This window comes from Brevibacillus sp. Leaf182, from assembly GCF_001423865.2.
GTDB lineage: Bacteria > Bacillota > Bacilli > Brevibacillales > Brevibacillaceae > Brevibacillus > Brevibacillus brevis_C.
This window is the reverse complement of sequence record NZ_LMPN02000023.1, coordinates 456,006-469,739: the sequence shown is the minus strand read 5'-3', so window position 1 is coordinate 469,739 and position 13,734 is coordinate 456,006. Positions and strand designations below refer to the sequence as shown.

At 48.5% G+C, this 13,734-nt stretch carries 10 protein-coding genes and 1 other annotated feature; all 10 genes read right to left on the bottom strand.

Annotated elements, in window-relative coordinates:
* Nucleotides 1–41 precede the first annotated feature (41 nt).
* On the bottom strand, nucleotides 42–3,140 hold the full coding sequence (locus ASG16_RS15630) for an efflux RND transporter permease subunit (RefSeq protein ID WP_056496403.1): 3,099 nt from the start codon (nucleotides 3,138–3,140) through the stop codon (nucleotides 42–44).
* Nucleotides 3,137–4,399, bottom strand: a complete 1,263-nt coding sequence (locus ASG16_RS15625) for an efflux RND transporter periplasmic adaptor subunit (protein WP_056496405.1) — start codon at nucleotides 4,397–4,399, stop codon at nucleotides 3,137–3,139. Before ASG16_RS15625 ends, ASG16_RS15630 begins: the two co-directional genes overlap by 4 nt.
* A 95-nt stretch (nucleotides 4,400–4,494) precedes the next feature.
* Complete coding sequence (locus ASG16_RS15620; protein WP_082517325.1) at nucleotides 4,495–5,064, bottom strand: TetR/AcrR family transcriptional regulator; 570 nt, start codon at nucleotides 5,062–5,064, stop codon at nucleotides 4,495–4,497.
* Nucleotides 5,065–5,248: 184 nt separating this feature from the next.
* A complete protein-coding gene (gene ileS / locus ASG16_RS15615) occupies nucleotides 5,249–8,329 on the bottom strand; it encodes an isoleucine--tRNA ligase (protein WP_056496410.1) in 3,081 nt (1,026 codons plus the stop codon).
* Nucleotides 8,330–8,398: 69 nt separating this feature from the next.
* Nucleotides 8,399–8,657 (bottom strand) — a binding site (T-box leader).
* Between the two features lie 67 nt (nucleotides 8,658–8,724).
* Nucleotides 8,725–10,110, bottom strand: coding sequence for a VWA domain-containing protein (locus tag ASG16_RS15610; protein ID WP_056496413.1), 1,386 nt, complete (start codon nucleotides 10,108–10,110; stop codon nucleotides 8,725–8,727).
* 157 nt (nucleotides 10,111–10,267) lie between these two features.
* Nucleotides 10,268–11,473 carry an MFS transporter gene (locus tag ASG16_RS15605; RefSeq protein ID WP_082195888.1) on the bottom strand — a complete coding sequence of 402 codons (1,206 nt, stop codon included), beginning with the start codon at nucleotides 11,471–11,473 and terminating at the stop codon, nucleotides 10,268–10,270.
* A 32-nt stretch (nucleotides 11,474–11,505) separates the two neighbouring features.
* Nucleotides 11,506–12,069 carry a thioredoxin family protein gene (locus tag ASG16_RS15600; RefSeq protein WP_056496416.1) on the bottom strand — a complete coding sequence of 188 codons (564 nt, stop codon included), beginning with the start codon at nucleotides 12,067–12,069 and terminating at the stop codon, nucleotides 11,506–11,508.
* 30 nt (nucleotides 12,070–12,099) lie between these two features.
* Nucleotides 12,100–12,489, bottom strand: coding sequence for an IDEAL domain-containing protein (locus ASG16_RS15595; RefSeq protein WP_056496420.1), 390 nt, complete (start codon nucleotides 12,487–12,489; stop codon nucleotides 12,100–12,102).
* 62 nt (nucleotides 12,490–12,551) lie between these two features.
* A complete protein-coding gene (locus ASG16_RS15590; RefSeq protein ID WP_048031845.1) occupies nucleotides 12,552–12,989 on the bottom strand; it encodes an RrF2 family transcriptional regulator in 438 nt (145 codons plus the stop codon).
* Between the two features lie 233 nt (nucleotides 12,990–13,222).
* Complete coding sequence (locus ASG16_RS15580; protein WP_056496430.1) at nucleotides 13,223–13,702, bottom strand: GNAT family N-acetyltransferase; 480 nt, start codon at nucleotides 13,700–13,702, stop codon at nucleotides 13,223–13,225.
* Nucleotides 13,703–13,734: the final 32 nt, after the last annotated feature.

The window sequence follows — 13,734 nt, the reverse complement described above, 5'->3', positions numbered from 1 at the left end:
TACCCCTTTCTCCATTCATCTGAACATTCCTTCTGAAAAGCTCAGATTGTCAGTTGCTTCTGCGCTTCCTTTTTTGCCCGTTTCTTCTCCTTTTGGATGGCTACGACTGTATAGAGAGAGGGAACGACAATCAGCGTGAGCAGCATCGAGAACAGCAAGCCAGAAATGATCGTAATGGCGAGGGGCTTAAACAGCACGCTTCCCTTAATCGCCATCGGTAACAGACCTCCTACTGCAGCGAAGGTCGTGAGCAGAATCGGCCGCAGCCGTGCTTTCCCTGCTCCAATCACCGCATCATGCAGGGAGACGCCTTCATGCCTCGCCTCCTCGATGAACTCGATTAAGACAATTCCGTTTCGTACGACGATACCAGCCAATGCGATAAAGCCAGCTACCGTCATGAATCCAATCGGTGTCGACGTGATGAATAGTCCGATCAAGCTGCCCGCGATTGCGAGGTACACCGTACTCATCACCAAAGCAGGAATAGACAAGGAGTTAAATTGCACGACGATCAGCAAAAAGATAAGGAAGACCGCAATGACCGCAAGCACTCCCAAATCGAGCAATATTTCCGCTTCCTCTTCTGTTTCACCTGTTATATTCCAGGCATACCCGTCTGGCAATTCCAACTGCTCCATTTTCGCAGTCACTTCGCTCATCACCTCAGCGGCCGTCCGATCTCGGACATCACTCGTGATGGTGACGCTGCGCGACATATTGTAACGAGGAATACTCTGAATCGATAAGTCTGGCTTCATTTCTGCTATTTGCGAAACCGGGATGAGCTGTCCACGCGCATTCGGAACCGTGAGCTGCGCGAAGGCTTGCTCTGTTGTCATTCCCGACTGGTCGGCTACAAGCGTGATATCGATCAAATTTTTCCCATTGTCAAATTGCCCCATCGGAATCCCTTGGCTGATCAAGCGCAATGTTCTGGTCAAATCGGCTTCATTGATCTGCTTTTTATCCATCATTCCCTGGTTCACTTGGAACTGGAGCGAATACTGTTCATTTCCGAGCGTGTCGTTGATATTGTAAGTTCCTTCTATCTCCATGATGAGCTTTTTGATTTGCTCTGAAATCGTGTACAGCTCCTGCAAATCCTCCCCGTACACCCGAATCCCTACCGGACTTCCCGTATACATACCATCCTTCGCACTGTAAGGAATGATGTTCGCTTCTGGATACATCATCTTAAACTGCTCGGACCACGGCACAAGCACCTTTCGCGCATCCATTTTGTTATGGTCAAATGTGACGATCAATTGCGCGACATTTTCTCCGGTTCCCACTGGCGGCGCAGAGGGCAGCATCTGTGGTGCGTTTCCCCCTACAAAAGACGAGACTTTTTGAATATGTGCCTGCTGCGAAATCCATTCGGAAACACCAAGAACAATCCGATTCGTTTTCTGTAAATTACCGCCCACCGGCGTCGTTATATTCACGACCATCTGTGGCCTGTCAGCATCCGGGAAGAGCTGAACTGGGGTAAACACTACGAGCCCATAGGCCGCAGTAGCAATCAGTATCCCGCTGACTCCTGTTTTCAGCGGTTTTTTCAGCATGGCTTTCAGTAGACGATCTCCATACCAATTCGTCAAGGTATCGATTTGTTTGCCCAGCAAGCCAGCTGGCTTCCGATAGTCTGTCTCTGTTTTGCTCCGCTTCTTGTTCCTTCGCTCGTTCCATTCCCGGTAAATCGGAATAATGGTGAGGGACATGAACATCGAGGCCGCCATCGTAAAGATGATAATGAGTGGTACCGGAAAAATAAACTGGCCTGCATCACCTGGGAGAAACATGATCGGACCAAACGCTGAGATGGTAGCCAGGGTAGCCGTAATGATGGAGACCGCAACCTCCTTCGTCCCTGCTACAGCAGCGGTATACGGGTCCTCTCCCAACACAGCTAGCCTTCGCTCAATGTTGTCATTCACTACGACTGCATCGTCAACCAAAATACCAAGAACAATGATAAGCCCGAATACGGTCATCTGATTGAGCGTAATGCCAAAAAACGGCAGGATTACCATCCCTGCGGCCAGTGAGATTGGAATTGCCAATGCGACCATCAAGGATGTCGTCAAATTCAATCCAAGCATACAAATGAAAAGAACCGCTACGATGGCAATGATCATCTCCACGTACAATTCAGTAAAAACACTGTCAATTTGATCCACCTGCGCAAACACGGGTTCTCTGTTCGCCCATGACGGTAGACTCTTTTCCAGCGCCGCGAGCTTCTCATTGACTGCTTTATGTACCTTTGGAACGTCACTTCCCAGCTCGGCATTGATGCTAATCGTCGCAGCAGGCTTCCCGTTATAGTACGTCCGGTATTCCACCCGTTTGGTACTGTCGGAAATGGAGGCAATATCCTTTAAATAGACAGGCATGCCCTCCTGCGTACGTGTTACGACTACCTTTTCAAAGGTCCTTACATCGCTTGAGACAGGCAACGTGAGCTGGTATTTACGCGTATCCATGTCGACATCACCGAGGGGCGTTGTTTCATTTTTTGTTTGCACAGCATTCATCACTTGCGCCCAGGAAATGCCGTACTGTTGCAGTTTTTTGGCATCGACAGCGATTTTCACCTCTTGCTCGGGCAATCCTTGAATGGTTACATCGGAAACGCCCGGAACGGTTCGTAGCTGATCCTTCCACAGATCCAGTGTATCGCGTAATTGAAGGACCTCTTCAAAAGAGTCGGCTGTGACTTGAAAGGTTTGGATGAACGTACGACTCAAGTCATCATTGATGATGGGTTGCTCTGCTTCATCCGGTAAATCGGCCTCTGCATCCTTCACTTTTTTTCTTACATCTTCAAACACCTTTTTCGGCACTACGTCATTCTCGGTTTTCACATGGATAATCGATACGCCTGAACGGGACTCGGAGCTAAGCGATTTAATGCCCTGAACTTCGTTGATTTTTTCTTCCAGCTTCTTCGTGACCGTCTGCTCAACCTTTTCTGGAGTCGCTCCCGGATAAACCGTGGTGATCGTTGCCATGCTGACAATGATGTCTGGCTGCTCCTGTTTTGGCAGTGAAACCGTAATGGACAAACCGATCAGCACGAGCATTGTAAAGAAAACGAGGGTGATTTTGCGCTTTCGGATGAAAAACTCGATCATGGCTGATTGCCTCCTTTTAGGGTAACAGCGTCCCCGTTAAGCAAGCGATCAGCGCCTTTCCTAATCAACATGTCCCCTTCCTTCAAGCCGACTGTAACTTCAAAATGATTATCCACATACCGACCAATCGTGACAGTTGTCTTGATCGCTTTTCCATCCGTTAGCAAAAAGACATAAGGCTCCGAGCCTCGGCTAAAAACTGCTTCCGCAGGGACAAAAATCCCTTTCTTTTGCGACAGGGTTCGCTTTGCAGTGACAACTTGCCCAGCAAACCAGTCTTTCTTGGTGTTATCGATGACTACTTCTACGCTGATCGTGCCCGTCTGCTCGTTCGTAGCCGGATATATATTGGTTACCTTTCCTTTTCGTTTTTCCTCGTACAAGCGAATCTCGACTTCATCTCCCACCTTCCACGATGAGATGTCCTTGTCAGGTACGGGCAAAACTGTTTTAAGCTGTTGGATGTTGCCGATCCGGTAGACAGGAGCCCCTGGACTTGCCAACTTCCCTACATCAGCCAATTTCGCCAGCACGGTTCCCTGAATAGGCGCCTTCACCTCGGTTTTTGCCAAAGTAGCTGCAGCCTGATCTCGGGTCACCGTAGCTCCCTGGTAACTGGCGTTTGTCGCACTGATATCCTCAGTACGAGCGCCTTCTATCACCAGCGAATGTGTCTCTTGCGCTGTTGCATAATCTTTTTCTGTCAGTTCAAAGGCATGCTTGGCATTTTCAAATTCGGTTTCGGAGATTGCCCCATTTTTAAAGAGCTGCTCCATGCGCTGATAATCCTTCTGCGCTTGATCCCGTGAGATTTTCTTCGCTTCGACCGCTACTTTTGCTTGCTGAACTTCTTGCTCCCGCGCCCCGTTTTTTACTTTGGAAAGCTGGGCGCTCGCCCCATGTACATTAGCATTTGCCAATGCGAGCTGGAGGGAGTAGTCAGCAGAATGGAGACGGGCCAGCACATCTCCTTTTTTGATTGCGTCTCCTTCTTTATATGGCATCGACTTGATTTCACCGGCTACTTCAAAAGAAACGGTCGTTTCTTCGATGGGCGCAAGTGTCCCCGACAGTTCACTCGTCGATTGAAAGCTTTTCAGCTGAAGCGGCTGCGCTTCTACGATTTTGGCCTCAGCCTCAGCTTGGGCTTCACTCCCGGCAGACGAGGTCACATCGTTGTTGTTCGTGCAAGCCGACACCATAACTGCGAGGGAGACAAGCACCAAAAGCCCAAACCTTTTTCTTATCGACTTATTCATGAGCGACTCACTCCTATCCATTTTTTCTCTTTTTCTGTGGAAAAGATTTACCGGAATGAACATTCATTCCGTTTTGGCCAAAAGAAGGATCAGAACTAATGAATTCTGATCGCATCCCAGCAAGCTTCCTCTACGCCTGCAAGCAACTCCGGGGTTTCTTCTATTTCGCCAGCCATGATGCACTTGTATAATGCAATGAATGCACCATCGATAATCGCAATCAATGCATCCGCTGGCAACGGGCGAATGACCTTATTTTTTTGTCCCTTTTCAATGAACTCGCATAAAAATTTGCGCATCTTCATGTATGCATCTCGGCTGGCTTCGTCCAGGTAGTGACCATTTGTATGGGAATCCACGAACAACAAGGCGCTCAAATTGCTTTTGGAGTAGCGAATCGTCTGCTTCGCAATATACCGAAATTGCTCACGTATGTCGTCACTTGTACGAGGATAGCCATCTTGGAGTCCCTCAAGAAACTCCCCCACATACTTTTGATACAACGAATTGACGAGCGCTTCCTTGTTTTCGAAATAACGATAGATGGTACCGGCACCGACTCCTGCTTTTTCGGAGATCATCGGAACGGTCGTCCCATCAAAACCGCGCTCTACAAACAGAGCGAGCGCTGCATTCATGATTAATTCTCGTTTGGATTCAGACAAGTTTATGACTCCTTTCTAGCGGAATGAATATTCATTCTGTGGAGAATTATAGTATACGCTTTACCGGGGTGTCAAATGGCACGTGTACGGATGATCCAGAGATATTACAAGACTGATTTTAAAAACGCGAGGGAGCCGGTATACCAACCATGTTCCCTCGCTTTTTATTTATCCAACTGCTGTGTTACCCGATGTGCAAGCCAAACGTTTTGTCTCCGAACGAGACGTTCTCCATGTCTGCTGCTTTTGCAAAAGACACGTCCGAAACGAGTACACTCTCACGTAAAACATGATCAAAACGCTCCAACGCAGCTCGCATCTCATCGTCCACATCCAGTGTGAGCTGGACACGTTTATCGATGGGCAAATCCAGCTTTTTCCTCGCGTCCTGAACGACGCGGATGACTTCACGAACCAAGCCTTCTTGCTCAAGCTCTTCTGTGAGTGTCGTATTCAAGGCCACGTGGAGCTGATATCCAGATGCAGAAGCGAAGCCTTGCTTCCCTTGCTTTTCCACGAGCAGCTCATTTAGTGTCAGCCGCACGCTCTCTCCTGCGACCTCCACATCCAAGTAGCCATTGTCTACTGCCTTCTGTGCATCTGCTGCGTTCAATTCTTTTAGATACCCTTGAATTGGCCCAACGAGCTTGCCGTATTTTTTCCCAGCTACCTTCAGGTTGAGCTTGAAATAATACGTCACGAAGCTGCTGTCGCTTTGCTCCACCCGAATGTTTTTGACATTGATCTCGTCTTGGATAATACTAGAAAATCGTTCTAGGTTAAATGGCTGCTCCATCGATACGATCAGCTCGGACAGAGGCTGTCTAGTCTTGAGTCCAGTTTCGTTGCGGACATTTCGTGCCAGCTCCACGATTTGTCGAGCCGTTTCCATGTCCCGCTCAAGGGTTTCATCGATTGCTTCTGTGTTCACCTGCGGATAGTCTGTCAAATGAACGCTGCCCTCTCCCCCCAGATTGCCGTACATATCTTCTGCGATCAGCGGTGCGTAAGGTGCGATCATCTTCGCCAGCGTCAGCAACACTTCCCGTAGGGTCTGGTAAGCAGATACTTTGTCAGGTGTCATCCCGCTACTCCAGAAACGATCCCGCGAACGACGGATGTACCAGTTGCTCAGCTCGTCGACGAACGCTTCGATATGCCCGGCCGGATTCATAAAATCGTAGGTTTCCAGTCCTTTTACCACGTGCTGCAAGGTGGAGTTCAAGCGGGATAATATCCAACGATCCAAATCGTTTACAGGCGGCTGTGGCAGATGCTCTTCTGGCTTGAATGCATCGATCAAAGCGTACAGCGAGTAAAAAGCATGCGTGTTGTGGATCGTATCGATCACTTTGTACTTCGCCTCGGCGACGATCCGCTTGGAGAAACGCTTGCTACTCCACGGCGCACTGTCAGACAAGAGCGCCCACCGGAACGCATCTGCACCGAACTCCTCGATAACCTCCCACGGATCAATCCCGTTTCCTTTGCTTTTGGACATCTTCTGACCGTGTTCATCCAAAACGTGACCGGTAGAGATGACCGCCTTGTAAGGCGCTTTTCCGTTATACAGAGTAGAAACCGCCAATAAACTGAAGAACCAGCCCCGCGTCTGATCGATTCCTTCCGAAATGATGTCGGCAGGGTACTGCTCCTGGAATACTTTTTCGTCGCCGAATGGATGATGGTACTGAGCAAACGGCATCGAGCCACTGTCGAACCACACATCAATGACCTCAGGAGTCCGCTCCATCGTACCGCCGCAAGAGCAACGCAGCTTCACCTCATCCACAAACGGCTTGTGCAGCTCCAGATTCTCGTCAAGTGGCGCCACAGACTTCTCACGTAGCTCTTTTACACTGCCTGGCGCATATTCACAGCCACAATCCTGACAAAGCCATAGATTGAGTGGCGTCCCCCAGTACCGATTGCGGCTGATATTCCAATCTACGAGCTCTTCGAGGAATTTCCCAAAGCGCCCTTCGCGCAAGTGGCCCGGATACCAGTCGATCTTGCTATTGTTTTCGATTAGCTGATCCTTGATCGCTGTCGTTTTGATGAACCAGCTCTCCATCGCGTAGTAGAGCAGTGGTGATTTGCAGCGCCAGCAAAACGGATAACTGTGCTCGTAGCGTTCTTTGGAAAACAACAAACCGCGATGAGACAGTTCCTTTACGATATCGACGTCGCAATCCTTCACGAAACGACCCGCGAAATCTGTGATTTGCTCGGTATAGCGGCCAGCCAAATTCACGACGTTCACAAAATCAAGACCATGCTGACGGGTCGTGCGATAGTCATCCTCCCCGTGCGCTGGCGCAGTATGCACGATGCCAGTTCCGCTCGTATCACTGACATAGTCCGCATCGACGACGATATGCCCATGGTTTACCTTGATATAGCCAAAAGGCGGCTCATACGGGGTACCGACGAATTCTGCCCCTTTGTGCGTGGACAAAACCTCGTAGTCTTCCTTGAACACTTTCTCCGCGAGATTTTTTGCTACGACGTACACTTCATCCTTGTGCTTCACCCGCACGTAATCGAGTTCTTTGTTGACAACCAAAGCCACGTTCGCCGGAAGTGTCCATGGTGTCGTCGTCCACGCCAGGAAGATGTCATCGCTTGTCTTGCTTTTGAATTTGACCGTCGCACTCAAATCCTTTACGTCTTCATAGCCTTGCGCCACTTCATGGGAGCTAAGCGTCGTCTGGCAATCCGGGCAATACGGACTGACACGATGTCCTTTGTATAGCAGTTCTTTCTTATGAATTTCAGAAAGGATGTGCCAGACGCTTTCGATGTAGTCGTTAGTCAAGGTGACGTATGGATGCTCCATATCTGTCCAGTAAGCGATCCCTTCCGTCAGCTCGCGCCATTGTTTTTCATACTCGAATACGCTGTTTTTGCATTCCTCGATGAACTTGGCCACTCCGTAGTTTTCGATCTCCTGCTTGCCAGAAATGCCAAGTCGCTTTTCCACCCCAAGCTCTACCGGGAGACCATGCGTATCCCAACCTGCTTTACGGACGACACGGTAGCCGGACATCGTTTTGTAACGTCCGATGAAATCCTTGATGACCCTTCCGAGCACGTGGCCGATATGCGGCTGTCCATTTGCAGTCGGAGGTCCTTCATAAAAGACGAAGTTTGGCTTTCCCAGCCGATTGTCCATCGACTTACGGAACGTGTCGTCCTCCCTCCACTGATTCAGAACGCGCAACTCTCGTGTCCTTGCTTTTTCTTTTACGTCTACTTTCCTCATCATGTACACTCCTTCTTCTGTAGTTTGCGTAGAAGTGTAGGTTCATAGAACGCAAAAAAATCCCGCCCCCTAAGGGACGAGATTTGATCTCGCGATACCACCCTTGTTCCGAAATCTTCATGCTATCATGTCATTTCGGCACCTCTACTACGTACCATCATACGCGTCCCTTGTAACGGTGGGATTCCGGGTCAGCTTACTCCAAATGCTTCAGCTTTCCTTCTCGGAGAGGATTTTCGGCTAAGTCTTGAACGTTGGCTTTCAGCACAAGGGCCAACTCTCTGGGGAACAAGGGGATTAGCTTACTCTTTCTCGTCAATGAATTTGTTGGTGTTATTTTCGTTACTATATTTTTTACACTGGTTTCAAAAAAATGTCAAGCGAGCGTACTACGGTCAAGGTCTTTTGTCGTTTGCGTCCCGAACCCCTTGTTGTCCTTCCTCAATGACTTCACGCCACTCCTGATTGCCATTGTCAACGGAATCTCTCCATAGCCCATTGCCTGTATCCACAGCGTATCGCCATATTTCCTGCTTCCGGTCGATAATGGCAGTATCGGTATCCATAATTCCACCTTTTCCGTTAAATCTCTCTTTCAAATATTCCCTGGCGTCCAGCAATCTTTGTTTTTCTTCCTCCACCAACGCTTTTACTTTTTCCTTGGTATCTTCAGCGAGTTTTTTCTTCGCTTCTTTTTGACTGAGTGCGTCTTCTTTGGCATTTTCCTTCCACGCATACCAAGCTTGCTTGAGCTTGTCGTATTCGCCCCGAAGGTGCTTTTTCAAAGCCTCTTCATCCTGCACGGTTATGTATGTCCCCGCTCCCGCATCCGCCACTTGCTTGAGCATACGCTGCCCTTCGTTATCAACGTCAAAACCGATAATGTTCACTACGGTCTTTATACTCGACTGGTTCAGTGCTTTGGCTGCTTCTACGGGATTTCCTCCGCACGTTTCGATCCCGTCGCTCACCACGTACACGAATGTTTCGTTTGTCCCGGCAGGAATATCTTCTTGCACCGCTTGTAGCGCTTTTGCAATCGGTGTCCAGCCCGCTGGCTGTACTTTGCCCAATGCTTGTTGAAATGCTTCCTTCTGATAACCCGTCTCCGAATAAAAGGTCTCTGTACTGGCGCATGATAACGCTTTGTCTTGGTCACTGCCGCTTCCTTTATGCCCATATACACGTAAAGAAATCGTCGCGTTTTTGGGAAGGACTGACGCGAATTGGTCAATCGCCTCTCGAGCTGCCTCCATCTTCGTTTTTTTGCCGACTTTTCCTTTCATGCTGCCACTCGCATCGATCAGCAAGGCAAAATGCGTTTTTTGCGTTTCCGGCAAGGTAATCTCCTCAGTCGGACGCTGCAAGTGAACGTCTACACTGGAATCAAAATTCGCAAACGCGAGTACAAACGGGCGGTAGTCCTCTCCGAGTAATTTCAGCAGTTCATCGAGATATTGCTCCGATGTAAGTGTAGCTGGGAGCTTATCCAATTCTTTTTTGACCTTCTCTTCATCGTAATTCTCGCTAGCATACGTCCCCACCACCTGGTTTGCCAATGCGAGCTCAAATGCCGTTAACTCGCGCTTGACAGGAGGCAGCGGCTCTCTGGTCTGCGTTTGTGTGGATGTATCTGAAGTTGTCTGCTCAGGCGTTTTCGTCTGCTCTTGTAAGTTTGCGGTTTGTTGTGTCGCAGCAGTGTCTTTTTGCGCAGGATCAGAATCTGTACAGCCCGTCATCACTAGCATAAGAAACACAATAAACGATGCCCATTTCTTCAAAAAGCTTCCCCCTCCTCTTACTCCACCCTACATTATGCTAAATCATTCCAGTTCGAACAAATTATAAAAGATGTAGGCCGTTTTTCCTATAACACAAAAAAGAGCAACACAAAGCGTTTCCACACTTTGCGCTACTCTTTTCCTCTTACAAAAATTTTTAAGCCACTGCCCTTTTCACGCTGCGACGGCTTTCCACTTGCGACAAGAACAAGCTGAGAACCAGGATAATCGCGCCGAACAAATAAGGTGCGTTCAAATGAACCCCGTACAGCGTACCTGCCACTGCTGGGCCAAAAATATTTCCCAGACTCATATAGGCATTGTTCATCCCTGCTACAAAGCCTTGTTCATCCCCTGCTCGCTTGGAGATAAGCGTGTTGATCGCCGGACGCATAATCGACGTCAGGGTAAAGAAGATAACCGTCATAATCAGCATATACCAGAAGTTACCGGACAAGAGCATCATCACCATCGATACAGCAGACAAGAAGAACGTCCAGTTAATGAGCTTCTTCTCGCCAAAACGAGTAATGAGCTTGCCGATCAGCGCTGCCTGCACAATCGTACCAGCAAGTGCTCCCACTGTGATAATGATGGAAATATCACGCGGAGTATACGCGAACTTCGCATCGACGAACAGCGGGAAGATAACTTCGAAGTTCGCCAAGCCAAACGTCATCGTAAAGACCAGCACCAGCATGATGAAATAAGACGATTGAAATGACTTGCCGAGTTGTACGAAGATGTTTTCCTGCTTCTCTTTGGCGTTTCGTGCCACAAGCTGCTTTTCCTTCGGAAGTGATTCTGACAAGAAAAAGATGGAACCGAGTGTGGCTACCGCACCAACTGCCGCAGAAATATAGAACGGCATACGCAAGCCAAGCTCTGCTAAAAATCCGCCAATACCAGGCCCGATAACAAATCCGAGCGACATGGCAGCTCCGAGCATCCCCAGTCCTTTTCCACGTTTATCCTCTGTCGTAATGTCTGCTACATACGCCAGCATGGACGGAATCATCGCTGCTGCCCCGATCCCGCCGATCAGACGAGAAAGGTAGAGCACCCAAGTCTGTTCAGCCAAGGCAAAGACCAGATTGGAGATCGTAAACAGGACAAGTCCCATTACAATCATGATTTTACGACCGTACTTATCCGACCATTCCCCCGCAATCGGAGAAAAAAGAAATTGGGTCACACCAAAGGCCGCCACCAAGTATCCAGCCGTCTCCCCACCCGCGCCGAACTCTTTGAGAAACTCGGGCAAAATCGGAATAATCAAGCCAATTCCCAGCATGGCGATAAACATGTTGATCATTAGGAAGAGAATCGGTCGCTGACTATTCTCTTGTGCATTCATATTCATTTATCCAGTCCTATTCTTATAGATTTTTCTCTTTAGCCTTGCAGCTTCGCTTTCACACTTTCAATTACCGTGCGCCAAATGGCTGGGTCTGTTGAAATCGTCTGCTTGAAGTTGCGATACAGCTCCTTTTGCTTCTCCTCAAAATCAGGAGCGTCAGCAGCAGGCAATCCTGCGCGGGCCGTCGTAATCATTTCCTGCACTTCTGGAGAACGCGGTCCCCAAACTCTTGCCTCGTAGCCATCCTGGTCGAGGAAAATAAAGATCGGGATCGCACGTGCTGTGCCATTGGTCAGATATTGATCCATCAGCTCCAGATTTTCGTCACGGATAAGAAAGCGCAATTCGATGTTGCTTTCCTCGGCAATTCGCTGAATGACAGGAACGCACAAAGAAGCATCCCCACACCAGTCTGCGGTCAGCACGACCCCTTTCCAATTGCGCTGGGAGAGATCCTTCCAGACAGCCAGATCCTCGTCAGTAAATGTGAGCTGATCGTATACGCGGGACAGCTCTTCTTTGTTGACGTTCATGCTTTCTTTGTACGCAGCAAAGCTCATTCCTTTTTCAAACCAACTGTTATGATTCACGTTAGACATACTCCGTACTCCTCTCGGTATAGTAAAAAATTATTGCTCCCAAATAGCAGAAGTTCCCAAGCGATTGCGAATGGAAGAGCTTCTTGTTTTGCGGGCTTCTTTCCCTGACGTCTGTTTCATGGTGCTTGCCTTGGCAGTCAGGTCCATAAACCACTCTTTATCTTTGGTTGCGAGGGCGAGGTCGATTAGATCATGCATGTGCTCTTCATCATCAAAAGAACCTACCGGAATGCGTTCCATCCACTGTCTTGGAATCACCACCTGCTTGCCGATCGTCTCTTCGTTGTCGCAATGAACCACATAAACTTTCGCGGTACCTCGCAATGAATCATCTGTTTCGACGAAGCCTTGAACTAATTCGCCGAATTTGGTTTTGCCCAATATCCATTCTCCGACTTCCAATAACTCATCTCGATTCATTCTCGTGCACCTCCTAATTGTAACGGAATTTATTACAGTTTCCACGTTAAAAATTTGTAAGGTTACTGTTGCGAATTCTCCTGACATCCTTGACGAACTTTATCTAATACGGTCTGGATCGTGATTTGTTCCAAATACTTCGTAAAATACATCTCTGCTTCGGTAAAAATCTGATCCATGACTCCGTGCATATTCGCAGAAACCTGACACGCTTCTTGCGGATCTCCCGAACACCAGTGCGGCTTCAGCGTACCGTTCGAGATCGAACGATATATCTCAGCCAAGGTGACCTCATTCGGGTCGCACGCGAGTATATAACCGCCGCCAATTCCCTCTTTGGTCTTCACAAATCCGTTCTTACGCAGAATGCTCATGATTTTTCGAATTCTGGCAGGATTCGTACATACATTTTTTGCGATGAGCTCACTGCTTGCCATATGCTCTGGGATATGAGCCAACAAAGCCAAGCTGTGAACAGCTATGGTAAATTCACTATTCACGTCACAGACGGCCTCCTTGCGAAGAGTACTGTAATAATAATTCGTACAGTTACGAATGTCAACAATTGTGTGGAGGCAAACTTTTTTTAAAACCGGAGGTTTTCAATCTGCGGTGGTCGGGGGGAAGCGCAGGCACATGTTTTCCAGTCGCCTTTTTCCTCACTGCGTTCGGGCAGTCTCCTTCCAAACATGTACCTGCGCTTTCGGACAACAGTTGCTTCTGCGTGGCTTTTTTAAATAAGTTTTTTTATAAAAAGGATTTCATCGCGGATGGGGATGCCGTTGTCTGCGATCAGGGGGATTTCTGGTTTGATTTGGCGGGCCTTGTCCACGGCATTGATGTACAGCTCGTGAAGCTGGTAGCCTCTTTTTTGGTAAAAGCCCATGGCGTGCAGGTTATCGTTGGTGGTGACGAGCTTCATGCGGTGGCAGCCTTTTTCTTTGGCGGTCCGCTCTACTTGACTGAGAAGGGCGGTCCCGATTCCTTTGTTTTCGATCACGCTGTCCAAGGAAATGATTTCACATTCCCGATCTTCGAGTACATAGGAAATAAAGCCGTTGATCGTACCATCTTCCCCTTTCACTGCGTAGCCGTCCAGCGCATCGCATTGGAAGACGCCACTGGAGATGACCATTTGCGGACTTCCCCAGTGTTTGATGAAAAATTCTTTGATGACATTTTTGTCCAGTTCGCTTGTTGAAATCATCTGCATAACATTCACCTCTCCAAAATGCTAAAGAAAAA

Coding starts and splice junctions, on each gene's coding strand:
- ASG16_RS15630 (WP_056496403.1), bottom strand. CDS start 3,140: ATGATCGAGTTTTTCATCCGAAAGCGCAAAATCACCCTCGTTTTCTTT.
- ASG16_RS15600 (WP_056496416.1), bottom strand. CDS start 12,069: ATGTCTAACGTGAATCATAACAGTTGGTTTGAAAAAGGAATGAGCTTT.
- ASG16_RS15625 (WP_056496405.1), bottom strand. CDS start 4,399: ATGAATAAGTCGATAAGAAAAAGGTTTGGGCTTTTGGTGCTTGTCTCC.
- ASG16_RS15605 (WP_082195888.1), bottom strand. CDS start 11,473: ATGAATATGAATGCACAAGAGAATAGTCAGCGACCGATTCTCTTCCTA.
- ASG16_RS15580 (WP_056496430.1), bottom strand. CDS start 13,702: ATGCAGATGATTTCAACAAGCGAACTGGACAAAAATGTCATCAAAGAA.
- ASG16_RS15595 (WP_056496420.1), bottom strand. CDS start 12,489: ATGAATCGAGATGAGTTATTGGAAGTCGGAGAATGGATATTGGGCAAA.
- ileS (WP_056496410.1), bottom strand. CDS start 8,329: ATGAGGAAAGTAGACGTAAAAGAAAAAGCAAGGACACGAGAGTTGCGC.